Annotated in this window: 20 protein-coding genes; 13 read left to right on the top strand and 7 right to left on the bottom strand. The window is 61.5% G+C overall.

The genetic code is table 11. From position 1 onward, the window contains the following. Positions 1 to 44 precede the first annotated feature (44 nt). The 8 genes from lpdA to ACIPZ5_RS18615 all read left to right on the top strand — a co-directional run bounded on the left by lpdA (position 45) and on the right by ACIPZ5_RS18615 (position 8,072). Positions 45 to 1,481 (top strand): dihydrolipoyl dehydrogenase, encoded by a 1,437-nt coding sequence (gene lpdA / locus ACIPZ5_RS18650; RefSeq protein ID WP_003254207.1) that lies wholly within the window; start codon positions 45 to 47, stop codon positions 1,479 to 1,481. A gap of 172 nt (positions 1,482 to 1,653) precedes the next feature. Beyond that, on the top strand, positions 1,654 to 2,820 hold the full coding sequence (gene sucC / locus ACIPZ5_RS18645) for an ADP-forming succinate--CoA ligase subunit beta (RefSeq protein ID WP_011534748.1): 1,167 nt from the start codon (positions 1,654 to 1,656) through the stop codon (positions 2,818 to 2,820). Further along, positions 2,820 to 3,704, top strand: a complete 885-nt coding sequence (gene sucD / locus ACIPZ5_RS18640) for a succinate--CoA ligase subunit alpha (protein WP_016393102.1) — start codon at positions 2,820 to 2,822, stop codon at positions 3,702 to 3,704. Before sucC ends, sucD begins: the two co-directional genes overlap by 1 nt. A gap of 138 nt (positions 3,705 to 3,842) precedes the next feature. Then, positions 3,843 to 4,616 carry a hypothetical protein gene (locus tag ACIPZ5_RS18635; RefSeq protein WP_400810057.1) on the top strand — a complete coding sequence of 258 codons (774 nt, stop codon included), beginning with the start codon at positions 3,843 to 3,845 and terminating at the stop codon, positions 4,614 to 4,616. Then, positions 4,613 to 5,263, top strand: coding sequence for a hypothetical protein (locus ACIPZ5_RS18630; RefSeq protein WP_400810055.1), 651 nt, complete (start codon positions 4,613 to 4,615; stop codon positions 5,261 to 5,263). The genes ACIPZ5_RS18635 and ACIPZ5_RS18630 overlap by 4 nt, the downstream gene beginning before the upstream one ends. 28 nt (positions 5,264 to 5,291) lie before the next feature. Then, the gene (locus ACIPZ5_RS18625; protein WP_343600065.1) at positions 5,292 to 5,480 is read left to right on the top strand and encodes a hypothetical protein; all 189 of its coding nucleotides are present in this window, start codon (positions 5,292 to 5,294) and stop codon (positions 5,478 to 5,480) included. 341 nt (positions 5,481 to 5,821) lie between these two features. Continuing rightward, positions 5,822 to 7,135 (top strand): branched-chain amino acid transport system II carrier protein, encoded by a 1,314-nt coding sequence (gene brnQ, locus ACIPZ5_RS18620; RefSeq protein WP_343600067.1) that lies wholly within the window; start codon positions 5,822 to 5,824, stop codon positions 7,133 to 7,135. 187 nt (positions 7,136 to 7,322) lie between these two features. Next, positions 7,323 to 8,072 carry a DUF599 family protein gene (locus ACIPZ5_RS18615; RefSeq protein ID WP_313714359.1) on the top strand — a complete coding sequence of 250 codons (750 nt, stop codon included), beginning with the start codon at positions 7,323 to 7,325 and terminating at the stop codon, positions 8,070 to 8,072. Between the two features lie 67 nt (positions 8,073 to 8,139). On the opposite strand, the gene ACIPZ5_RS18610 is transcribed toward ACIPZ5_RS18615, so the two are convergent. Continuing rightward, the gene (locus ACIPZ5_RS18610; protein WP_261944283.1) at positions 8,140 to 8,415 is read right to left on the bottom strand and encodes a hypothetical protein; all 276 of its coding nucleotides are present in this window, start codon (positions 8,413 to 8,415) and stop codon (positions 8,140 to 8,142) included. Between the two features lie 153 nt (positions 8,416 to 8,568). On the opposite strand from ACIPZ5_RS18610, the gene ACIPZ5_RS18605 reads away from it, so the two are divergent. The 4 genes from ACIPZ5_RS18605 (at position 8,569) to ACIPZ5_RS18590 (ending at position 12,307) form a co-directional block, all read left to right on the top strand. Beyond that, positions 8,569 to 9,045, top strand: coding sequence for a PaaI family thioesterase (locus tag ACIPZ5_RS18605; RefSeq protein ID WP_400810052.1), 477 nt, complete (start codon positions 8,569 to 8,571; stop codon positions 9,043 to 9,045). Beyond that, positions 9,042 to 9,524: a PaaI family thioesterase gene (locus ACIPZ5_RS18600; protein ID WP_261943332.1), complete on the top strand. Its 483-nt coding sequence runs from the start codon at positions 9,042 to 9,044 to the stop codon at positions 9,522 to 9,524. The genes ACIPZ5_RS18605 and ACIPZ5_RS18600 overlap by 4 nt, the downstream gene beginning before the upstream one ends. 69 nt (positions 9,525 to 9,593) lie before the next feature. Further along, the gene (htpG, locus tag ACIPZ5_RS18595; RefSeq protein WP_343600074.1) at positions 9,594 to 11,501 is read left to right on the top strand and encodes a molecular chaperone HtpG; all 1,908 of its coding nucleotides are present in this window, start codon (positions 9,594 to 9,596) and stop codon (positions 11,499 to 11,501) included. Positions 11,502 to 11,581: 80 nt separating this feature from the next. Further along, positions 11,582 to 12,307: a dienelactone hydrolase family protein gene (locus ACIPZ5_RS18590; RefSeq protein ID WP_261943334.1), complete on the top strand. Its 726-nt coding sequence runs from the start codon at positions 11,582 to 11,584 to the stop codon at positions 12,305 to 12,307. A gap of 130 nt (positions 12,308 to 12,437) precedes the next feature. Here the strand turns inward: ACIPZ5_RS18590 and ACIPZ5_RS18585 are convergent, their stop codons facing one another. Further along, a complete protein-coding gene (locus ACIPZ5_RS18585; RefSeq protein WP_400810050.1) occupies positions 12,438 to 13,301 on the bottom strand; it encodes a pirin family protein in 864 nt (287 codons plus the stop codon). Between the two features lie 115 nt (positions 13,302 to 13,416). Between ACIPZ5_RS18585 and ACIPZ5_RS18580 the strand changes: the two genes are divergently transcribed. Beyond that, positions 13,417 to 14,418, top strand: a complete 1,002-nt coding sequence (locus tag ACIPZ5_RS18580) for an amidohydrolase family protein (protein ID WP_343600078.1) — start codon at positions 13,417 to 13,419, stop codon at positions 14,416 to 14,418. Positions 14,419 to 14,595: 177 nt separating this feature from the next. On the opposite strand, the gene fabB is transcribed toward ACIPZ5_RS18580, so the two are convergent. The 5 genes from fabB to ACIPZ5_RS18555 all read right to left on the bottom strand — a co-directional run bounded on the left by fabB (position 14,596) and on the right by ACIPZ5_RS18555 (position 21,511). Beyond that, positions 14,596 to 15,816 (bottom strand): beta-ketoacyl-ACP synthase I, encoded by a 1,221-nt coding sequence (gene fabB / locus ACIPZ5_RS18575; protein WP_050706509.1) that lies wholly within the window; start codon positions 15,814 to 15,816, stop codon positions 14,596 to 14,598. A gap of 11 nt (positions 15,817 to 15,827) precedes the next feature. After that, the gene (gene fabA, locus ACIPZ5_RS18570) at positions 15,828 to 16,343 is read right to left on the bottom strand and encodes a 3-hydroxyacyl-[acyl-carrier-protein] dehydratase FabA (protein WP_012315334.1); all 516 of its coding nucleotides are present in this window, start codon (positions 16,341 to 16,343) and stop codon (positions 15,828 to 15,830) included. A 202-nt stretch (positions 16,344 to 16,545) separates the two neighbouring features. Continuing rightward, positions 16,546 to 18,477: a response regulator gene (locus tag ACIPZ5_RS18565; RefSeq protein ID WP_400810048.1), complete on the bottom strand. Its 1,932-nt coding sequence runs from the start codon at positions 18,475 to 18,477 to the stop codon at positions 16,546 to 16,548. Beyond that, on the bottom strand, positions 18,474 to 19,364 hold the full coding sequence (locus ACIPZ5_RS18560) for an ABC transporter substrate-binding protein (protein WP_343598584.1): 891 nt from the start codon (positions 19,362 to 19,364) through the stop codon (positions 18,474 to 18,476). Before ACIPZ5_RS18560 ends, ACIPZ5_RS18565 begins: the two co-directional genes overlap by 4 nt. Continuing rightward, positions 19,364 to 21,511, bottom strand: coding sequence for a TonB-dependent receptor (locus ACIPZ5_RS18555; RefSeq protein ID WP_343598583.1), 2,148 nt, complete (start codon positions 21,509 to 21,511; stop codon positions 19,364 to 19,366). The genes ACIPZ5_RS18560 and ACIPZ5_RS18555 overlap by 1 nt, the downstream gene beginning before the upstream one ends. Positions 21,512 to 21,784: the final 273 nt, after the last annotated feature.

Genomic DNA, 21,784 nt, shown 5'->3' with positions numbered 1-21,784 from the left:
GCGCGGTCCGCGGCCTGTAGCTTGTAGCTGATAAGGAATCTTTTATGACCCAGAAATTCGACGTAGTGGTAATCGGTGCAGGTCCTGGCGGCTATGTTGCTGCCATCAAGGCCGCACAACTTGGTCTGAAGACTGCCTGTATCGAGAAGTACACCGACGCCGAGGGCAAGCTGGCCCTGGGCGGCACCTGCCTGAACGTAGGCTGCATTCCGTCCAAGGCGCTGCTGGACAGCTCCTGGAAGTACAAGGAAGCCAAAGAGAGCTTCAACGTCCACGGTATTTCCACTGGCGAAGTGAAGATGGACGTCGCCGCGATGGTTGGCCGCAAGGCTGGCATCGTCAAGAACCTGACCGGTGGCGTTGCCACCCTGTTCAAGGCCAACGGCGTTACCTCGATCCAGGGCCACGGCAAACTGCTGGCTGGCAAGAAGGTCGAAGTCACCAAGGCTGACGGCACCACCGAAGTCATCGAAGCCGAGAACGTCATCCTCGCTTCCGGCTCGCGCCCGATTGACATTCCGCCGGCTCCGGTAGACCAGAACGTCATCGTCGACTCCACCGGCGCCCTGGAATTCCAAGCGGTACCGAAGCGCCTGGGCGTGATCGGTGCTGGCGTGATCGGCCTGGAGCTGGGCTCGGTATGGGCTCGCCTGGGTGCTGAAGTCACCGTTCTGGAAGCCCTGGACACCTTCCTGATGGCTGCCGACACCGCCGTGTCGAAAGAAGCCCAGAAGACCCTGACCAAGCAAGGCCTGGACATCAAGCTGGGCGCTCGCGTCACCGGTTCGAAAGTCAACGGCAACGAAGTCGAAGTGACCTACACCAACGCCGAAGGCGAGCAGAAGATCACCTTCGACAAGCTGATCGTCGCGGTCGGCCGTCGTCCGGTGACCACCGACCTGCTGGCTGCCGACAGCGGCGTGACCATCGACGAGCGTGGCTACATCTTCGTCGATGACTACTGCGCTACCAGCGTTCCAGGCGTATACGCCATCGGTGACGTGGTGCGTGGCATGATGCTGGCGCACAAGGCCTCGGAAGAGGGCATCATGGTCGTCGAGCGCATCAAGGGCCACAAGGCCCAGATGAACTACGACCTGATCCCGTCGGTCATCTACACCCACCCGGAAATCGCGTGGGTCGGCAAGACCGAACAAGCCTTGAAGGCCGAGGGTGTTGAGGTTAACGTAGGCACCTTCCCGTTCGCGGCCAGCGGCCGTGCGATGGCAGCCAACGATACCGGTGGTTTCGTCAAGGTCATCGCCGACGCCAAGACCGACCGCGTCCTGGGTGTTCACGTGATTGGCCCATCGGCTGCCGAACTGGTACAGCAGGGCGCAATCGCAATGGAATTCGGCACCAGTGCCGAGGATCTGGGCATGATGGTCTTCAGCCATCCAACCCTGTCCGAAGCGCTGCATGAAGCAGCGCTGGCAGTGAATGGCGGCGCCATTCACGTGGCCAACCGTAAGAAGCGTTAATTATAAGAAACCACGGCGGGCTGCCCGTCGTGAGTCTTGCGTGCATGACTCACCGCGGAACGTCCGCCGGACCAGGCTACACGGGAAAACCCGGGGTCAATGGTCACAGGTGGTGCGGCGCCAGCAATGGCGCAGCGCCGAAGCGCAGTACCTAACGAAGACGGTAAAAAGCATGAATCTTCACGAGTATCAGGGTAAGCAGCTGTTCGCTGAATACGGCCTGCCAGTTTCCAAGGGTTTCGCTGTCGATACCCCTGAGCAAGCGGCTGAAGCCTGCGACAAGATCGGCGGTTCGGAGTGGGTCGTAAAGGCTCAGGTCCACGCTGGTGGTCGCGGTAAAGCGGGCGGCGTCAAGCTGGTTCGCAGCAAGGAAGACGCCAAGGCGTTCGCTGCGCAGTGGTTGGGCAAGAATCTGGTGACCTACCAGACTGACGCCAACGGTCAACCAGTCTCCAAGATCCTGGTCGAGTCCTGCACTGACATCGCCAAAGAGCTGTACCTGGGCGCTGTAGTGGACCGTTCGAGCCGCCGTATCGTGTTCATGGCTTCCACCGAAGGTGGCGTGGACATCGAGAAAGTCGCTCACGAAACTCCTGAGAAGATCCTCAAGGCTACCATCGACCCACTGGTTGGCGCTCAGCCGTTCCAGGGTCGTGAGCTGGCGTTCCAGCTGGGTCTGGAAGGCAAGCAAGTTCAACAGTTCGCCAAGATCTTCGTTGGCCTGGCCAAGCTGTTCAAGGATCACGATCTGGCCCTGCTGGAAGTGAACCCGCTGGTGATCAAGGCCGACGGCGACCTGCACTGCCTCGATGCCAAGATCAACATCGACGCCAACGCCATGTACCGTCAGCCCAAGCTGAAGACCTTCCACGACCCGTCGCAGGACGACGCCCGTGAAGCCCACGCTGCCAAGTTCGAACTGAACTACGTTGCACTCGAAGGCAACATCGGCTGCATGGTCAACGGTGCCGGCCTGGCCATGGGTACCATGGACATCGTCAACCTGCACGGCGGCAAGCCAGCCAACTTCCTCGACGTGGGCGGCGGCGCTACCAAAGAGCGCGTTACCGAAGCGTTCAAGATCATTCTGTCCGACAGCAATGTCGCGGCCGTTCTGGTCAACATCTTCGGCGGCATCGTTCGCTGCGACATGATTGCCGAAGGCATCATCGGTGCAGTGAAAGAAGTTGGCGTAAAAGTGCCGGTTGTTGTTCGCCTTGAAGGTAACAACGCCGAACTGGGCGCTAAAGTACTGGCAGAAAGCGGTTTGAACATCATTGCGGCAACCAGCCTGACCGACGCTGCTCAACAAGTTGTCAAAGCTGCGGAGGGCAAGTAATGAGCGTCCTGATCAATAAAGACACCAAAGTCATCTGCCAGGGCTTCACCGGCTCGCAGGGTACTTTCCACTCCGAACAGGCCATCGCCTACGGCACCAAGATGGTCGGCGGCGTTACTCCGGGCAAGGGTGGCACCACCCACCTGGGCCTGCCAGTGTTCAACACTGTGAAAGAAGCCGTGGAAGCCACCGGCGCTGACGCTTCGGTCATCTACGTTCCGGCTCCTTTCTGCAAGGACTCGATCCTGGAAGCAGCCTTCGGCGGCATCAAGCTGATCGTCTGCATCACCGAAGGCATTCCTACCCTGGACATGCTGGATGCCAAGGTCAAGTGCGACGAGCTGGGCGTGACCCTGATCGGCCCTAACTGCCCAGGCGTCATCACTCCGGGCGAGTGCAAGATCGGCATCATGCCAGGCCACATCCACCTGCCAGGCAAGGTCGGTATCGTTTCGCGCTCCGGCACCCTGACCTACGAAGCGGTCAAGCAGACCACCGACGCCGGCTTCGGCCAGTCGACCTGCGTGGGCATCGGCGGTGACCCGATCCCAGGCTCCAACTTCATCGACATCCTGAAGCTGTTCCAGGAAGACCCGAAGACCGAAGCGATCGTCATGATCGGTGAGATCGGCGGTTCGGCTGAAGAAGAAGCGGCGGCCTACATCAAGGCCAACGTCACCAAGCCAGTCGTTTCCTACATCGCCGGTGTTACCGCACCTGCGGGCAAGCGCATGGGCCACGCTGGCGCCATCATCTCCGGCGGCAAGGGCACTGCGGACGAGAAGTTCGCCGCACTGCAAGACGCTGGTGTGAAAACCGTGCGTTCCCTGGCTGACATCGGCAAGGCCCTGGCCGAGCTGACCGGCTGGGAAGCCAAGAAGTAATACCTGCAACACCCCCCACGCGCACAGAGGCCACCTTCGGGTGGCCTTTGTCGTTTCTGTGGCAGCGTTACCGGCTGCGTTGTCGAGCACCTCTGCCGCGATCATTCGCCCGACGTGATCGTGTGAGTGTCGAGGCCCATGTTCAAAACGCTATCTGTCATCGCCAATTCCCCTGAAGCCTTGCTTGAGCATGTTCGCTCGCTAGACATGCGGTTGCTGATCGAGCAGGTTTGGCAGCGCTTCGATCGGCGAAAAGCCCGTACGCCCGAGGGTGAGCGCGATCGTTTGCTTGCCAGTGTCGCGACCTCTGCTGGTAATCGGCTGAGCTTCGACCTTGAAAAAGGCATGGTGTTGGACATCGTCGGGGTGCAAGGGGGCGCTGAGCATCTGTACTCCACATCTGGCCACTGCATCTGGTTTGCTCCTTCAGGCGTGAGCTATTCACTCTGTGTCTATCGCCGTGTAGGCGCTCATCTGGTATGTCCCGAGTGGGTGCGGGTTCACCCGCAGGCACCCTTGCTGATTCGTGGCGAGCACCAGGTCGTGGGCTTGAGCCAGCCAGGAGTAGCCGAGCACTTGGCATTCAGCCTCAGCGTACCTTTAGCGGGAGTTGACATCGCCGTGTACGAGCGAGAGAGCCTGGCCTGTATTGCCTGGTTTCCAGCCGACGGGGAGGTGTCCAGGTTCATTGTACTGCTGCGGGCGTTGCAAGCAGTCGACGACCCAGGCCTGCAGGAAGTGGCGCAAGCATTGGTGTACCACCCGCACCCTGCGCTGCGTTGGCAGGCATTCCAGATCCTCGTGAAGCATTCGCCAGAACGGCGGCACGAGTACTGTGCTTTGTTGCGGGCAGGCGGGGATGAGCAGCTGGATGAGCTGGTGTCAGGTTACCTGGCGAAGGAGTGGGCATGAATCTGCGTAAAGGTATCGAGCGCCTGCAAGCGCTGCTGCGCAAACCTGGCCGGGAGCCAATACAGGATGTTCTGCGCGCACTGGCTGAAAACCGCGGGCTGCTGGGGGAGGGAGTACGGGCGCATCTGGGTGAGCATGGCTTTACTCGGGGTGATCAAGCCTACAACGCCTACAGCTTTTCATTGTTTCATTCATTGGAAATGTCATTGCGCATGACCCTGTGGATGCCTGTTGAGGCGAAGGTAGAGCAGCAGACATTCATCTACGGTTTGCCCCATACCCACGACTTCGAACTCTATGCAGTCGGTTACCACGGCAGCGGCTATCTCAGTGTCACGCAGCCTATCGAAAATGCCGCGCAACTGAGTGATGGCGCGAAGCCGATAGTGGGGGCTGCCGAGGCGCGACGGCTAAGCCCCGGCACGCTGCTGCACCTGCGTGCGTTCGACGATATGCACTACGTCATGCCGCCCGATGAGTTCTCGATTTCGCTGGCTCTGATGATCGCTGATGCGCGACGTGGCCAACCCGGTCTGCGTGCGTGGAGCTTCGATCAGGATATGCAACCCATCCATTCAGGCATCGATGATCATGACGCTGATACCTATCGGCGCATCGAGGCCTTGTGGCAAACGCATCGTCGATGATGCACTCACTCAAGCAAGAGGTTTAGACATGAACAATCCTATCTGGGCTGAGGTTCGCCTTTATCACGCAGGCAACGAAGCCGCATCGCACAGTGCAGCCAGGGCGGCAGGTGGCTGTGGCAGTACGCTGGTTCCCAAGTTGCGGTTCAATTTCGCCGATATTCATGAGATCAAGCGCTTTTGGCAGGCGCGTATGGACGAGCGCAAGCCCAGTTGATTGATGCGCAACTCCCCCTGTGCCGTTGGCAGGGCACAGGGGAACAGGCTTTTTGATCATTTCGATAGGAATTTTCGCGCAGACGAATGTTTCAATCAGAGGATAATGCCCACTGTTATCGGTCACACAGACGACAAACATGTACGCACATCGGACAAGCAGCACTGTGCCAGTGCGTTTAACGGGTAAAACGGTTAATCTACGCGCTCACTCTGTGCCCGTACCCCAAAAGGGAACGACACGCTAAACGGGTCTGGCCTATCAAGCCGGGCAGCATTTCCCCTCATCCAAAGGGAAATCCCCTCTCGAATCCCGATTTCAGCAGTGTGGTACTACCTTAAATGAAAGTTCTCAAAGGCCAGGATATCCTGGCGCTTGGCTTTATGACGTTTGCGCTTTTCGTAGGCGCTGGCAACATCATCTTCCCGCCTATCGTCGGTCTGCAATCTGGCCCGCACGTATGGATGGCTGCCCTCGGCTTTCTGGTCACTGCCGTGGGCCTGCCCGTCATCACCGTGGTCGCCCTGGCCAAGGTCGGTGGCGGCATGGACGCCCTGAGCAGCCCGATCGGCAAGTTCTTCGGCGGCCTGCTGGCGGCCGTTTGCTACCTGTCGGTCGGCCCGCTGTTCGCGACACCGCGCACCGCGACCGTCTCGTTCGAAGTGGGTGTGGCACCGCTGACCGGTGAAAGCCCGACGGCGCTGTTCATCTACAGCCTGGTGTATTTCGCCGTGGTACTGGCCGTGTCCATGTACCCGGGCAAGCTGCTCGACACCGTCGGCCGCTTCCTCGCGCCGCTGAAGATCATCGCCTTGGCAGTGCTGGGTATTGCTGCGTTCGCGCTGCCGGCCGGGACCATTGGTGAGGCTCAACCGGCCTATGCCGCCGCCGCGTTCTCCAAGGGCTTCTCTGATGGTTACCTGACCATGGACACCCTCGGTGCCTTGGTATTCGGTATCGTCATCGTCAACGCCATCCGCTCGCGCGGTGTCGAGTCGCCGAAGCTGATCACCCGTTATGCCATCATCGCCGGCCTGATTGCTGGTGTTGGCCTGGCCCTGGTGTACATCAGCCTGTTCCGACTGGGGGCCGGCAGCCACGAGATCGCCGCCGGTGCCACCAACGGTGCTGCTGTTCTGCACGCATACGTACAGCACACTTTCGGTTCGCTGGGCAGCGGCTTCCTTGCCGTGCTGATCGCCCTGGCGTGCCTGGTGACTGCCGTTGGCCTGACCTGCGCCTGTGCCGAGTACTTCAGCCAGATCCTGCCGCTGTCGTACCGTGCGCTGGTGGTGCTCCTGGCAGGCTTCTCGCTGCTGATCTCCAACCTGGGCCTGACCAAGCTGATCATGTTCTCGATCCCGGTGCTGACCGCCATCTATCCGCCGTGCATCGTGGTGGTGGGCTTGAGCTTCGTGAAGGACCTGTGGCATTCGCCGACCCGCATCCTGGCCCCGGTGATGCTGGTGTCGCTGGTGTTCGGTATCGTCGATGCGATCAAGGGCAGCGATATTGCCCATGTGCTGCCGGACGTCTTGGCACACCTGCCGCTGAGCGATCAAGGCCTGGCCTGGCTGGTGCCTTCGGTGGTGACGCTGATCGGCGCCGTGGCCTTTGACCGCATGCTCGGCAAGCCGCGCGAAGCGTTGGCCTGATGGTTCAGGTTGAAGCCTGAGGGCGGCACCGGCCAAAAGCCGTAGGGTGCACGCCAAAGGTGAATACTCGAAAGCCCCGCATCTGAAAGGATGCGGGGCTTTTTCGTTTCAGTGTGTGCCTTTTACCGCTTGTAGGCGTCGAAACCCGGTCACTATTCTTTGTGCACCTGGCCCTCGGGAATTCTGCATGAACTTTATTCAAAGCAACCTCCACAACCTCCTGGCCGCCTGCTGGTTCGCCCTGTGCTGGGGCGGCTACACCCGCTATGCCATCTGGAAGGGCCGCGACACCGCGTGCCTGGCCAGCGTGCTGCACCTGTACCGGGAAGACTGGATGCGCCGCATGCTGCTGCGCGATAACCGCATCGCCGATGCCAGTGTGATCGGCAACCTGGAGCGCAATGCCTCGTTCTTCGCCTCCAGTACCCTGATCATTCTCGCCGGCATTCTGACCGTACTGGGCGCTTCGGATCGCGCGCTGTCGCTGCTCGCAGACCTGCCGCTGGTGCAACAGGCGTCCCAGGGCATGTCGGAGATCAAGCTGCTGTGCCTGGCAATGGTGTTCGTCTACGCCTTCTTCACCTTCAGCTGGTGCATGCGCCAATACAACTTTGCCGCCGTGCTGGTGGGGTCGGCGCCAATGATCGGTGAGCGCCAGGTCAACGAACTGGAGCGCAAGGCCTTTGCCTCACGTGCGGCGCGGGTGCTGTCGCTGGCCGCCAACCAGTTCAACTTTGGCTTGCGCTCTTATTACTTTGGCATGGCCATGCTTACCTGGTTCATCAGCCCGTGGCTGTTCATGGTCGTGAGTGTCGGTGTCGTGCTGATTCTGTATCGACGAGAGTTCCATTCAGATGTACTGGACGTCATGGTGTTCACGCCCACTGAAAGTGCACCGACAGAAGTGCCAAGGGAAAGTTCCAGTAGTATTAACTGAAACGTTAAATCTAATTAATCCAGGCACAAAAAAACCCGACGATGTCGGGTTTTTTTGTTTGTGTCGATTACTGCTTGGCAGGTTCGGCAGGCGCGGTTTCCGGTGCCGGAGTCGCTGGAGCGGCCTCTTCGGCAGCCTTCTGCTCGGCTTCTGCCTGATCTTTGGCGGCTTCGGCGTTTTCCTTGGCGGCCTCGTTCATCTTATCCTGAGCTTCGCCCATCTTTTCCTGGGCTTGCTCGGCGTGTTGCTGTGCGTCTTGGGCTTTGTCTTCGCTCGCTTTATCGCAAGCAGCCAGGCCCATGGCAGCAGCCAGCATCAGAGCAAAAGCAAAAGGTTTACGCATGGGGGTGTTTCCTCTTGGTGAATAACTGAGTTGTTCCTTCGAGTTCAGCCATGCGGGATAAGTTCCGTGCCTGTTACAGATATATAACGCCGCGTTCTATATAGACTTTTTACTGGTTTTATGCCGTCACGGCGGCGATCACGGAAACAGCGTATGAACGATTCAAGCTTGCAGGCCATGGCCGAACGTTTTCTTTCAGCATTGAAGCATTGCCAGTTATTGCAGATGCGCGTGGCCCATGCCGACAGTGACGGCATGACACTGGTCATGCCCTGGTCGCCGGCGATCGTCGGCAACCCCCAGACCGGCGCGGTACACGGCGGGGCGTTGACCACCTTGATGGATACCACCTGTGGCATGGCCACCTTGTGTGTGTTGCCACGCTTCGAGGTGTGTCCGACGCTGGACCTGCGTATCGACTACATGCACGCCGCAGTACCGGGCAAGCCGATTCACGGCCATGCCCAGTGCTACCGAGTGACCCGTGAGGTGATCTTCACCCGTGGCACGGCCTATCAGGACGACCCCGACCAGCCGATCTGCCATGTGGTGGGGACCTTCATGCGCCTGGGCCAGGAGATCAAGGGTGGCATCCGTTTCGGCAACAGCCTGAAGGAGGGCGGAGCATGATCCCTGAAGACGTTCGCCAGCAGTTGAACGCGGCCCATGCGGTCGGCGACTACGGCCCCTTGCTGGCCTTGATCCCTTACGCCGGCCTGATCGGTATCGAGTGCCAGCGCGACGGCGATGACTTGCTGTTTCGTCTACCGGCCAGCCAGGACAATATCGGCAACCCCTTGCTGCCGGCCATCCATGGCGGTGTCATCGCCGGTTTCATGGAGCTGTCTGCGGCCCTCTACCTGCTGATCTACAGCGAGAGCGCGAGCATTCCGAAGATCATCGATTTCTCCATCGACTACCTGCGCGCCGGGCATTATCGCGACACCTACGCCCAGTGCCAGCTATGGCGCCAGGGCCGGCGCGTGACCAACGTGGCGATCACCGCCTGGCAGGCTGACCGGCATTCGCCAATCGCCACCGCTCGCGCGCATTTCAAGATCGAGCCGGAAAAGCCCTTGAAATCGTCCGGGCAGCCCCCATCTGCATGACATCCGCCGTTAAAGCAGGCCATGTCGGCCGCCAGGCGTCACTGCCATCAGATCGGAGTTTTGAAGACCATGAGTGTGGAGACTCAAAAAGAAACGCTGGGCTTCCAGACCGAGGTAAAGCAACTGCTGCACCTCATGATCCATTCGCTGTACTCGAACAAGGAGATCTTCCTGCGTGAGCTGATCTCCAACGCCTCCGACGCCGCCGACAAGCTGCGCTTCGAGGCCTTGGCCAAGCCAGAGCTGCTCGAGGGCGACGCCGACCTGAAGATTCGCCTGAGCTTCGACAAGGACGCCGGTACCGTGACCCTCGAGGACAACGGCATCGGCATGAGCCGCGAAGATGTCATCGCCCACCTGGGCACCATCGCCAAGTCCGGCACCGCCGACTTCATGAAGAACCTCACCGGTGACCAGAAGAAGGATTCGCACCTGATCGGTCAGTTCGGTGTGGGCTTCTATTCGGCGTTCATCGTCGCCGACAAGGTCGACGTGTTCAGCCGCCGTGCCGGCCTGCCGGCCGCCGAAGGCGTGCACTGGGCGTCGAAGGGCGAGGGCGAGTTCGAAGTTGCTACCATCGACAAGCCTCAGCGCGGTACCCGCATCGTCCTGCACCTGAAAAAGGACGAGCAGGAATTCGCCGATGGCTGGCGCCTGCGCAACGTGGTCAAGAAGTACTCCGACCACATTGCCCTACCGATCGAACTGCCCAAGGAGCAGGCTGCAGCCGCCGAGGGTGAAGAACAGCCAGCGCAGGAATGGGAAACCGTCAACCGCGCCAGCGCCCTGTGGACCCGTTCGCGCTCCGAGGTAAAGGACGAGGAATACCAGGAGTTCTACAAGCACATCGGCCATGACTTCGAGAACCCGCTGGCCTGGAGCCACAACAAGGTTGAAGGCAAGCTCGAGTACAACTCGCTGCTGTACGTGCCGGCCCGCGCACCGTTCGACCTGTACCAGCGCGAAGCGCCACGCGGCCTGAAGCTGTACGTGCAGCGCGTGTTCATCATGGACCAGGCCGAGTCGTTCCTGCCGCTGTACCTGCGCTTCATCAAGGGTGTGGTCGACTCCAACGACCTGTCGCTGAACGTGTCCCGCGAGATCCTGCAGAAAGACCCGATCATCGATTCGATGAAGACCGCGCTGACCAAGCGCGTGCTGGACATGCTGGAGAAGCTGGCGAAGAACGAGCCTGAGCAGTACAAGGGCTTCTGGAAGAACTTCGGCCAGGTGCTGAAGGAAGGCCCGGCTGAAGATTTCGCCAACAAGGAAAAGATCGCCGGCCTGCTGCGCTTCGCCTCCACCCAGGACGACAGCGGCGAGCAGAGCGTTGCCCTGGCCGACTACCTGGCGCGCGCCAAGGAAGGTCAGGACAAGATCTACTACCTCACCGGCGAGTCCTACGCCCAGGTCAAGAACAGCCCGCACCTGGAAGTCTTCCGCAAGAAAGGCATCGAAGTGCTGCTGCTGACCGACCGTATCGACGAGTGGCTGATGAGCTACCTCAGCGAGTTCGACGGCAAGGCATTCGTCGACGTCGCCCGTGGCGACCTGGACCTGGGCAAGCTGGACTCGGAAGAGGACAAGAAAGCCCAGGAACAAGTGGCCAAGGACAAGGAAGGCCTGGTCGAGCGCCTGAAAGGTGCGTTGGGTGATAGCGTTGCCGAAGTGCGCGTGTCGCACCGCCTGACCGACTCGCCGGCGATTCTCGCCATCGGCGAACAGGACCTGGGCCTGCAGATGCGCCAGATCCTCGAAGCCAGCGGCCAGAAGGTGCCGGACTCGAAGCCGATTTTCGAGTTCAACCCGTCTCACCCACTGATCGAGAAGCTGGACAACGAGCAGAGCGAAGACCGTTTCGCCGAGCTGTCGCACATCCTCTTCGATCAGGCCGCATTGGCGGCGGGTGACAGCCTGAAGGATCCGGCGGCCTACGTTCGTCGCCTGAACAAGCTGCTGGTCGAGCTGTCTGCTTGAGTTGATGTACAGGAAAGCCCGCTTCGGCGGGCTTTTTTCATGGCGGGTTGTTTTATGAAAAAGTGCCTAAGGAGTGCTTGATGAGCAAGGTAATCGTCGAATCGCTGGTCTATCACCTGTCCGGCAAGACGTATGAGAGCCGCCTGGTCTACGAGCCAGGAGCGCTGGGCCGCCCGGGTCTGGTGATGGCACCGAACTGGATGGGCATCGGTGAAGGCGCCGAGCGTATCGCCAAGGAAGTGGCCGAGAAGGGCTATGTGGTGCTGATTGCCGACCTGTATGGGCAGTCGGTGCGCCCGTCCAATGCTGATGAGGCCGGGGCGGCGATGATGCCGCTGAAGAACGACCGTGGCGAGTTGCGCAAGCGCATGAAAGAGGCCCTGGACCAACTGCTGGGGCAGTCCAAGGCGCTGCTGGAGCCGGGCAAGGTGGCAACCTTCGGCTTCTGCTTCGGTGGTTGCTGTGCTCTGGAGCTGGCGCGTACCGGTGCCGACCTGAAGGCGGCGGTGTCGTTCCACGGCACGCTGGACACTCCGAACCCTGAAGATGCCAAGCGTATCAAGGGCTCGGTGCTGGTATTGCACGGTGCATCCGACCCATTGGTGCCGAAGGAGCAATTGCCGGCGTTCGAGGCCGAGATGAACGCGGCCAAGGTGGATTGGCAACTGCTGAGCTACGGTGGTGCGGTGCATTCGTTCACCGACCCGAATGCCAATGTGCCGGGCAAGATGCAGTATGACCGTCGCACCTCGGAGCGGGCGTTCCGCTCGATGCACAACCTGCTTACTGAAGTGTTCCAGCGCTGACATCGCAGGGGCCGCTTTGCGGCCCATCGCCGGCAAGCGCGGCTCCCACGGGGCAGCACTGTCATCAAGGCCTGTGCAGTACCTGTGGGAGCCGCGCTTGCCGGCGATGGGCTGCAAAGCAGCCCCAAAATCAGCGAGGCAACTCGATTCTCGAAGTTTCCCCAGGCACCACCGGCCAATCCCCCGCAGCCCACTTGGCCCGAGCGTGCTCGATCAGTTCCGCATCACTGGCCACAAAGTTCCAGTTCATCCGCCTCGGCCCATCCAGCGGTTCGCCGCCAATCAGTACCAGCTGGCATTCTTCCTCGGCATACAGTGTGGCCGCTTCCCCTGCCGGCAACACCATCAGGCTGCAGGCCTCGACCGGTTCACCGTTCATGTACAGCTCCCCGTCGAGCAGATACAGCGCCCGCTGCTCATGTTCGTCGGGTACCACCAGGGTAGTGGCCGGCTGCATCAGCACGTCCGCATAAAGGGTAGGGGAGAGCACCGGTACCGGTGATTCCATGCAGAACCCGCTGCCGGCAATCATGCAGATGCGCACGCCCAGGTTGTCACTGACCGGCAGGCTCGCCGCCGGATGGTGGCTGTAGCTCGGTTCGCCTTGCTCATGCTCGCGTGGCGACGCCAGCCATACCTGCAGCCCATGCAAGCGTGAGCCATGGGCCAGGGCGTCCGCAGGCGTGCGCTCGACATGCGCCACACCTTTGCCGGCGGTCATCCAGCTCACATCACCCGGCAGTACGCGCTGCTCCGAGCCGAGGCTGTCCTTGTGCAGGATCGCGCCTTCGAACAGATACGTCAGTGTGGACAGGCCAATATGCGGGTGCTGGCGGATATCCATGCCATGGCCCGGTGCATAGTCGGTCTCGAGCATATGGTCGAAGAACACGAACGGGCCGACGCTGCGGCACTGGGCCGAGGGCAGCGGGCGCAGGATCGGCTGGCCCTCGACCGATTCGGCGCGTGGGCGGATGATCAGGGGGCTGCTCATGGCGGGCTCCAGGCGGGGAGGAAATACCCCAAGCATAACGGTTTGCCGGGTAATGCTGAACCGTTGCGCTGCCTGCCCGGTCTACCCTGTTCATGCCAGGAAAAGGATGTAGCCCATGATTGCCAGAGTGCTGGCCTGCATGCTGTTGTCTGGCTGGCTGTGCCAGATGGCCCAGGCCCGTGACTACCGCTACAGCGATGCCCATCTGCACTATGTGGATTTCTTTCAGGAGACCGAGGGCATGCCGGCGCTGATCAAGGCCATGGATCAGGCAGGAGTCGAGCATTCGATGATTTCCGGCATCCCGGTGGCCAAGAAATGGCATGAAGACGAGCCCAAGCGCCCGCGCTATTACGCCGGCGACGACGCCGATGCCTATTGGTACAGCGCCACCGATACCTATGTGGCTGCTGCGCTGGAAAAGCTGCCGGCCGAGCAACGAAAGCGTTTTCACCCTTTTCTGACGGGCTTCAACCCGGTGGACAAGAATGCCGTCAGCCATATCGAGCGCATGCTCGAACTCAACCCCGGGCTGTGGCAGGGAATCGGCGAAGTGTTCACCCGGCATGACGACCTGACTGCGCTGACCAGTGGCGATACGCCACGGGCCAACAACGAAGCGATGGTTCGCATCTATCACCTGGCGGCCGAGCGCGATATGCCGGTGTTGCTGCATTCGAACATCACCTCCAAGCGCGAGCGCAATCCGCTGTACCTGGCTGAAATCGAAGAGCCCTTGCGCAATCATCCGCATACCCGGTTCATCTGGGCGCATGCCGGAAGCAGTGCGGAGATCCATCGGCACCAGACGCGGATGGACTTTCTGTTGCCAGTGTTGACGCGCTTGCTGGCGGACTATCCGAATTTGTATGTGGATTTGTCGTGGAGTGTGCTGGAGCCCTATCTGCTGGACGAGCAGGGCGTACCGCGCAAGGAGTGGGTGGCGCTGGTCGAGCGCCATCCGGACCGATTCATGCTGGGGTCGGATGTGGTGGGACGGTTTGGCAGCCTGGGGGAGCAGATGCATGGCTTCAGGCCGTTCCTGGATGCCTTGCCCGAAGAGGTGGCCAACAAGGTGGCTCGGGATAACTTCCTGGCTGTGTTGCCCAAGCCATAGTCTATCGCCTGAACTGGCCTCTTCGCGGGGCAAGCCCGCTCCCACAGGGATTGCGCAGCTCCCAAGGCTTGTGCGGTCCCTGTGGGAGCGGGCTTGCCCCGCGAGGAGGCCAGTGCAGGCAACACAAATGAAAACGCCCCGAACCAGTCGGGGCGTTTCACTTGCCGCAGTAGCGTCTTACTTGCCAGTCCAGCGCTTGAGCACCAGGGTAGCGTTGGTGCCGCCGAAGCCGAAGCTGTTGCTCATGACCGTGTCGATCTTGGCGTTTTCTTCAGTCTTGCGCAGTACCGGCAGGTCGGCGACTTCCGGGTCCAGCTCGTCGATGTTGGCGGAGCCGGCGATGAAGTTGTTTTCCATCATCAGCAGGCAGTAGATCGCCTCGTGCACGCCAGCGGCGCCCAGCGAGTGGCCCGACAGGCTCTTGGTCGAGCTGATCTTCGGTGCCTTGTCGCCAAACACTTCGCGAACGCCCTTCATCTCGGCAACGTCACCGACCGGGGTCGAGGTGCCGTGGGTGTTGAGGTAGTCGATCGGGGTGTCGACGGTGGACAGGGCCTGCTGCATGCAGCGGATGGCACCTTCGCCGCTTGGCGCGACCATGTCGTAGCCGTCGGAAGTGGCACCGTAGCCGACGATTTCGGCGTAGATCTTGGCGCCACGGGCCAGGGCGTGTTCAAGCTCCTCGACCACGACCATGCCGCCGCCGCCAGCGATGACGAAGCCATCACGGTCGGCGTCGTAGGCGCGCGAAGCCAGTTCCGGGGTTTCGTTGCGCTTGGTCGACAGGGCGCCCATCGCATCGAACAGGAACGACTGGCTCCAGTGCTCTTCTTCACCACCACCGGCAAAGACGATGTCCTGCTTACCCCACTGGATCTGCTCCAGGGCGGTGCCGATGCAGTGTGCGGAAGTGGCGCAAGCCGACGAGATCGAGTAGTTGATGCCCTTGATCTTGAACGGGGTGGCCAGGCACGCCGAAACGGTGCTGCCCATGGTGCGGGTGACGCGGTACGGGCCGACGCGCTTGACGCCTTTTTCACGCAGGGTGTCCAGCGCTTCCATCTGGTTCAGGGTCGAGGCGCCGCCGGAGCCGGCAACCAGGCCGGTACGCGGGTTGGACACCTGCTCTTCGGTCAGGCCGGAATCCTTGATCGCATCCTGCATCGCCAGGTAGGCGTAGGCAGCCGCGTGGCCGACGAAGCGGTAGACCTTGCGGTCGATCAGTTCTTCGAGGTTGAGGTCGATGGACCCGGAAACCTGGCTACGCAGCCCCATTTCCTTGTATTCCGGGTTGTAACGGATACCCGGACGGCTGTTGCGCAGGTTTTCGGTGACGGTAGCTTTGTCATTGCCCAGGCACGATACGATGCCCAGACCAGTGATAACGACGCGGCGCATGCGAATAACCCTTAGAAATTGTCAGTGGAGGTGAACACGCCGACACGCAGGGCTTCGGCGGTGTAGATCTCGCGACCGTCGACGCTGACCGAGCCATCGGCGATGGCCATGTTCAGCTTACCCTTCAGGACGCGCTTGATGTGAATGTTGTAGGTGACCTTCTTGGCGGTAGGCAGTACCTGGCCGAAGAATTTCACTTCGCCCGAACCCAGCGCACGGCCACGGCCCGGCAGGCCTTGCCAGCCGAGGAAGAAACCGACCAGCTGCCACATGGCATCGAGGCCCAGGCAGCCTGGCATCACCGGGTCGCCTTCGAAGTGGCAGGCGAAGAACCACAGGTCCGGGGTGATATCCAGCTCGGCGACCAATTCACCTTTGCCGTACTTGCCGCCTTCTTCGCTGATATGGGTGATGCGATCGACCATCAGCATGTTCGGCGCGGGCAGTTGCGCATTACCTGGGCCGAACAGCTCACCGCGACTGCAGCGCAGCAGGTCTTCCCGAGTAAAGGCGTGTTGTTTGGTCATGCGAGCTCCTCAATAACCCCCTGCGGCAGGGGATGAATCTTCCCGGCCGCCCCTTCTTGCTTCTGGGGCGGCAGCCTACAGGTAGACTATTGCGTTGTGGTGAAAGTCACAGCGCACCTGGTGAAAGAAGTACAGGTGTGCACTGAAACGTCTATTTTCAGGTCCGAGTAAGGTCCTGTCCAGTACTTAAGACTGCCGCACTTTAGCATTTATCGCCAGTCGCCGCTGTCCGTCCTGGCAACCAGCGCTGCAATACCCGTTGCAACTCGGTGCGGCGGAACGGTTTGCTAAGGTAATCATTCATGCCGGCGGCCATGCAGCGCTCGCGGTCACCCTGCAAGGCATTGGCGGTCAGGGCGATGATCGGCAATTGCTCGCAGGCCGGCAACTGGCGGATACGTCGGGTGGCTTCGTAGCCATCCACCTGGGGCAGGCGGCAATCCATCAGCACTGCGGCAAACTGATGCTGGCTGACCTGTTCTACTGCCTGCAAGCCGTCGTGGGCCACGCTGACCTCCATCCCCAGGCTACGTAGCATGGCTTCGATGACGCTTTGGTTGACCGGATTGTCTTCCACCAGCAGGATGCGTTTACCCACCTCGAGCGGCGCACTGTTCGCTGAGGCGCCGGGCAGCGTTGCCGGTGTGCTGCTGGACAGGGGTAGCGGCATTTCCAGGGTGAAGGTCGAGCCCAGCCCTTCGCGGCTTTCGCCGCGCAGCTTGCCGCCCATGCGCTCGGCCAGGGTGCGGGCAATCGACAGGCCCAGGCCAGTGCCGCCATAGCGCCGCGAAATCGAGCTGTCGGCTTGCTGAAAGGCGACGAACATCATTTCCAGGCGTTCGCTGTCGATGCCGATGCCGGTGTCACGCACGCTGCAGGTGAACCACAGCAATTGCCGGTCGAGCAGTTGCCAGCGCGCCTCGACCTGAACCTGGCCGCGCTCGGTGAACTTCAGGGCGTTGCCGATCAGGTTGAGCAGAATCTGGCGGATGCGTGTCGGGTCGCCAACCACCTGCGGCTGTGCGCCCTCCGCCGGTAATTGCAGGTGCAGCTCCAGGCCTCGCTGTTGGGCGCTGTGCTGGAATGACTGGACGCTGCTGGTGATCAGCTCACCCAGGTTGAAGTCGATGTGCTCCAGCTCCAGCGAGGTGCGTTCGATCCGCGAGAAGTCGAGGATGTCATTGATGACTTTCAGCAAGTGCCCGGTGGACTCGCTGGCCACCGCCGTGTATTCGGCCTGTTCGCTGGTCAGCTGGGTGGTTTCCAGTAATTGCAGCATGCCCAGCACACCGTTCATGGGGGTGCGCAGTTCGTGGCTCATCATCGCCAGGAACTCCGACTTGGCGCCGTTGGCCTGTTCGGCTTCCTCGCGTGCCTGGATCAACTGGGCGATGGCCCGCTTCTGTTCGGCGCTGGCCTGGTCCAGGGCGTTGGCCAGGTTGTTGATGTGGCGCGCCAGGTGGCCGAGCTCGCTGTCGTCGACCACCGGCAGCGGTGCGTTGTATTCCCCTTGCTGGATGGCCTTGACCGCGTGGCCCATGTCGCTGATCGGCTTGGCCAGGCTCAGGGCCAGGCGGCGGGCAAGGAGGAAGGTGAACAGCAGGGCGAACAGCGCGAGGATGCCGGCCTTGATCACGATCTCCTGCTGGCGCTGGCTGAAGGCATCGTCGGACATGCCGACGATCACCCGGCCCAGGTAGTCGTCGCCGATGGCCGGCGCCGGCGCCTTGCCCTGCTGCAGGAAGTCGCTGTCCAGGCGGATCTGCTGCAGGCGGATCGGCGCCTGGAACACTTCCACCTGCTGCGCCCGGTTATTGCTTTCGTCCTGCTGCTCGACGTAGACCAGGATGTGGTTGCGGCTGTCCTGTACCTCGAGGAAACGCACGTGCGGGATGCTCAGGGTGGCGCGCATCAGGCCTTCGAGCACTTCATTGTTACCGGATATGACGCCGTATTCGGATGCAGGCGCCAGCTGGTTGGCAATCAGCTGCCCGGTGTGGTTCAGCTCCTGGCGCAAATCCTGGATCCGCACGAAGGTGAAGAAGCTGATCAACAGCAAGGTCAGCAACAGTGCCGGGCCCAGGCTGATGATCTGGGTGCGGGTGTGGATGTCCCAGCTCAGGCGTTTGCTCATGGGGTGGGTTCTCCTTCGGCCAGGGCCTTGGCGGTGGCTTTCGGATCGATCGGTTCAAGGCCCAGGGCGCGCGCCACCTGCTGGTTGCCGCTGACGCCATAGCGTGTCGGGTACAGGCTGCGCGGCCAGCGCGCCGGGGATTGGTCGAGCAACTGGTCGAGTACGGCCAGCCAGTCATCCTGGTCGCTGTAGGTGCTGGCCAAGGCGCCGGCGCGGACGAAACCGGCGTTCGGGCCGATCAGCGCCATCTGCCGGCCATAGCTGCTGAGCAGCAGGTTCTTCGCCGTCTTCGAGTTGTACAGCTCGGGGTCATCGAGGCCGAGCAGCACGTCGCTACTGGCCAGCAGGTGCTGCAAGGGGCGGCTGTCGCGCTGGTCCGGCCAGTCCTGGGCGACGATTTCCAGGCCCAGCGGGCGTGCCGCCTGGCGCAGCTCGTCGAGCAGGAAGTGGCTGTGCTCACCGTAGAGCACACCGATGCGCTGGGCCTGCGGCAACAGGTAACGGGCCAGGCGTAACTGCCGGGCCATGGGCGGGTCGCTCCACAGCAGCGTCAGGTACGCGGGGCGCGACTTTCCCAGGCGTTGTTCAGCCTGTACCCGGCTGATGCGCATGGCCAGGGCAGGTGGCCCGCTGCTTTCAGCCAGGCGCCACTCCAGCGCGGCACTGTCGAGCAGCACCAGGCGCACGTCAGCCTTGAGCTGACCGGGGCGGTTCAGCTCGGCGACGCTGCGAAAGTGCACCTGGTCATGGCTACGGCGGCCTTGCAGGGCTTCGACGAAGCTGCGCACGCCAGGCTGGTCTTCACCGCCAACCAGCAGGATTTCGCTGGCGGACAGCGAACCCAGTGGCCACAGGCAGATCAGCAGCAGGCGCAGCAGCCGGCCCATCAGAACTCCAGCTCCGCACTGACGCTGAGGCGATGGCGGCTGTCATAACGGTTCTGAATCAACGTGGTCGGCTCGTCGTCCAGGCGTTGTTGCCACAGCGCGGCCAATTCCAGGTTGCTGCCCTGGATGCGAAAACGCTTGGCCACGCGCAGGTCGAGGCGCTCGTAGCGGTACTGGTTGAGCGCATCGTCACCGTAGTAGAACAGCGCGCTTGACCAACCTTCACCCCATTCACGCATCCACCCGGCCGAACCACTGTTGCGGGCCGTGTTGGCGCTGTCGGCGGGATTGCTGGCCCAGGCATCGACATAGGCATAGGTCAGGCGCAGGCGATCGCGGGGCGCCAGGCGCCAGTCGAACTGCGCCTCGCTGCCGGTGAAGCGAGCCTTGTTGGCGTTGCTGGCGATGTACTGATTGTTCTTCAGGGGCTCGCTGATCATTCCGGTGATCTCGTCGTAGAACAGCTTCACATCCATGGTCAGGTCGATGTCGCTGAAGTAGCCGTTGTAACCCAGCTCGCGTGAGCGCATGCGTTCCTGTTCGAGGTCGCCAGGGCCGCGGGTCTTGACGAAGTATTCGGCATTGCGCTGGCCGAACGCTGCGGGGTTCAGGTTCTTGACCGTGTAGCTCCAGTTGACGTTGTTCTCGAACATGTCCGGCGAGCGCACCGCCTCGGAGTACACCGCGCGCAGGCCGTGGCGCGGGGTGATCAGGTAGTTGACCGCCATGCGCGGGGTCAGGGAACTGCCGGACAGCCGCGAATCCTCGAGCATCGCACCGCCCTGGACAATCCAGTGCTCGTCGGCGCGCCATTCCAGCTGGCCGAACAGGCGCCAGGTCTGGTCGTCGATGCTGCCGTTGAAGTAGGTCTGCGAATCGGCGCGATCATAGCGGTAGTTCATGCCACTGAGCAGGCGCAGGCTATCGGTCAGGCTCAGGGTGTCCTGGACTTCCAGGTCATAGCGGGTCTCGCGGGTGCTCTGGTCGACATCGCCGCAAACCACGTTCTTGCCGCCCTGGTTGTTCCACTGGTCCTTGATCGCATCGACCAGCGCTTGTTCTTCAGGGTTGCTGCTGCTCGGCGGGTTGTTTGCCCCGCGGGCGACCTTTTCGGCGAAGTCGGGGTTCATCTGCCACAAGCGGGTCAGCTCGGGGCTGAACGACAGCGCCGCGTCGCAGGCGCGCCAGACCTGCTGGCGGTCGAAATGCTGGGCCGAACCCTGCACATACAGGCTGTGCTCGGGGTTGAAGTCTATGTTCCAGCGTACCGAGCCGGCATAGTCCTTGGCGTTGACATCGGCGTTGTCACCGGTCTGGGTGACGTAGGGGAACACCGGCTGATAGGTATACGGCCGCTGATTGCTGCCTTCCTTGGCCGCCAGTTGCCATTCCAGGGTCTGGTCCGGTGCCAGCACGTGGCTGACGCTGAGGTTGAAGCGGTTCAGGCGGCGGCTGTCGCGGTAGTCCTGGCCGAACTGGTTCTCATCGAAGCCGTCGTCCTGCTGGCCCGACACCGACAGGCGCAGGTCGCCACCGTCCCAGCCGAAGCCGTGGCTGAGGTAGTAGTCGTTGATGCCGTCCTGGCCGCGGGTCAGTTTCATCCGTGTGCCGTGGCTGTCGGCCGGGTTGCGGGTGAGGATGTTGACCACCGCCATCAGCGCGTTGGCGCCGTAGCTGACGGTGTTGGGGCCGCGGAACACCTCGATGCGCTCGATGTCCTCGATGGATACCGGAATGTCGCTCCAGTCCACTGTGGCGAGGCCGGCGCGGTACACCGAGCGGCCGTCGATCAGCACCTGCATGCGCCGTGCTTCGTTGACGTTGCTGCCATGGTAGTTGACGGTCGGCTGGTTGCCGGCGCCATAGCCGATCATCATCCCCGGTACCAGGCGCAGCAGTTCGGGAATATCGCGCGCGCCGCTGGCGCGAATCAGTTCGTTGTCGAGCACGGTCATGCTGCCGGGCACCGCCGCCGGGGATTGTTTCAGGCGCGTGGCGGTCAGAACCTGCGGCAGGTCGGTGTTGTCGATGAACAAGTCGTCGGCCATGGCCGAGCCGCCGAGCAGGGCGGTCAGGAGTAACAGGCGAGGGTAGGGGGGCGGGCCAGGGAACACAGGACTGCCTTGTCTCAGAGTTGAAACAGGCATGGTAACTGACCGGGAGGGTTTTGCCAGTGGGCTGGGGGGTGGAATTGCGGGCGTGAGAGGGTGTTTGGGGTGGGAGGTGCCTGGCTTGAGGTTTTCGGAAGGTGTGGGATGTACATGTCTTGAGGTTTTCGGGGGTTGTGGGATGTACATGTCTTGAGGTTTTCGATGCTTGTGAGATGTGCATGCCTTGAGGGTTTCAGCGCCTGTGAGATCGAGCGCCGCCCGCGCGGCGCTTCGCGGGGCAAGCCCGCTCCCACAGTCTGTTTCGGGCCA

Origin of the sequence: Pseudomonas sp. NPDC089428, from assembly GCF_044749325.1 — a bacterium.
GTDB lineage: Bacteria > Pseudomonadota > Gammaproteobacteria > Pseudomonadales > Pseudomonadaceae > Aquipseudomonas.
The sequence above is the reverse complement of the archived record's forward strand: the minus strand, read 5'-3'. Positions and strand labels throughout refer to the sequence as shown.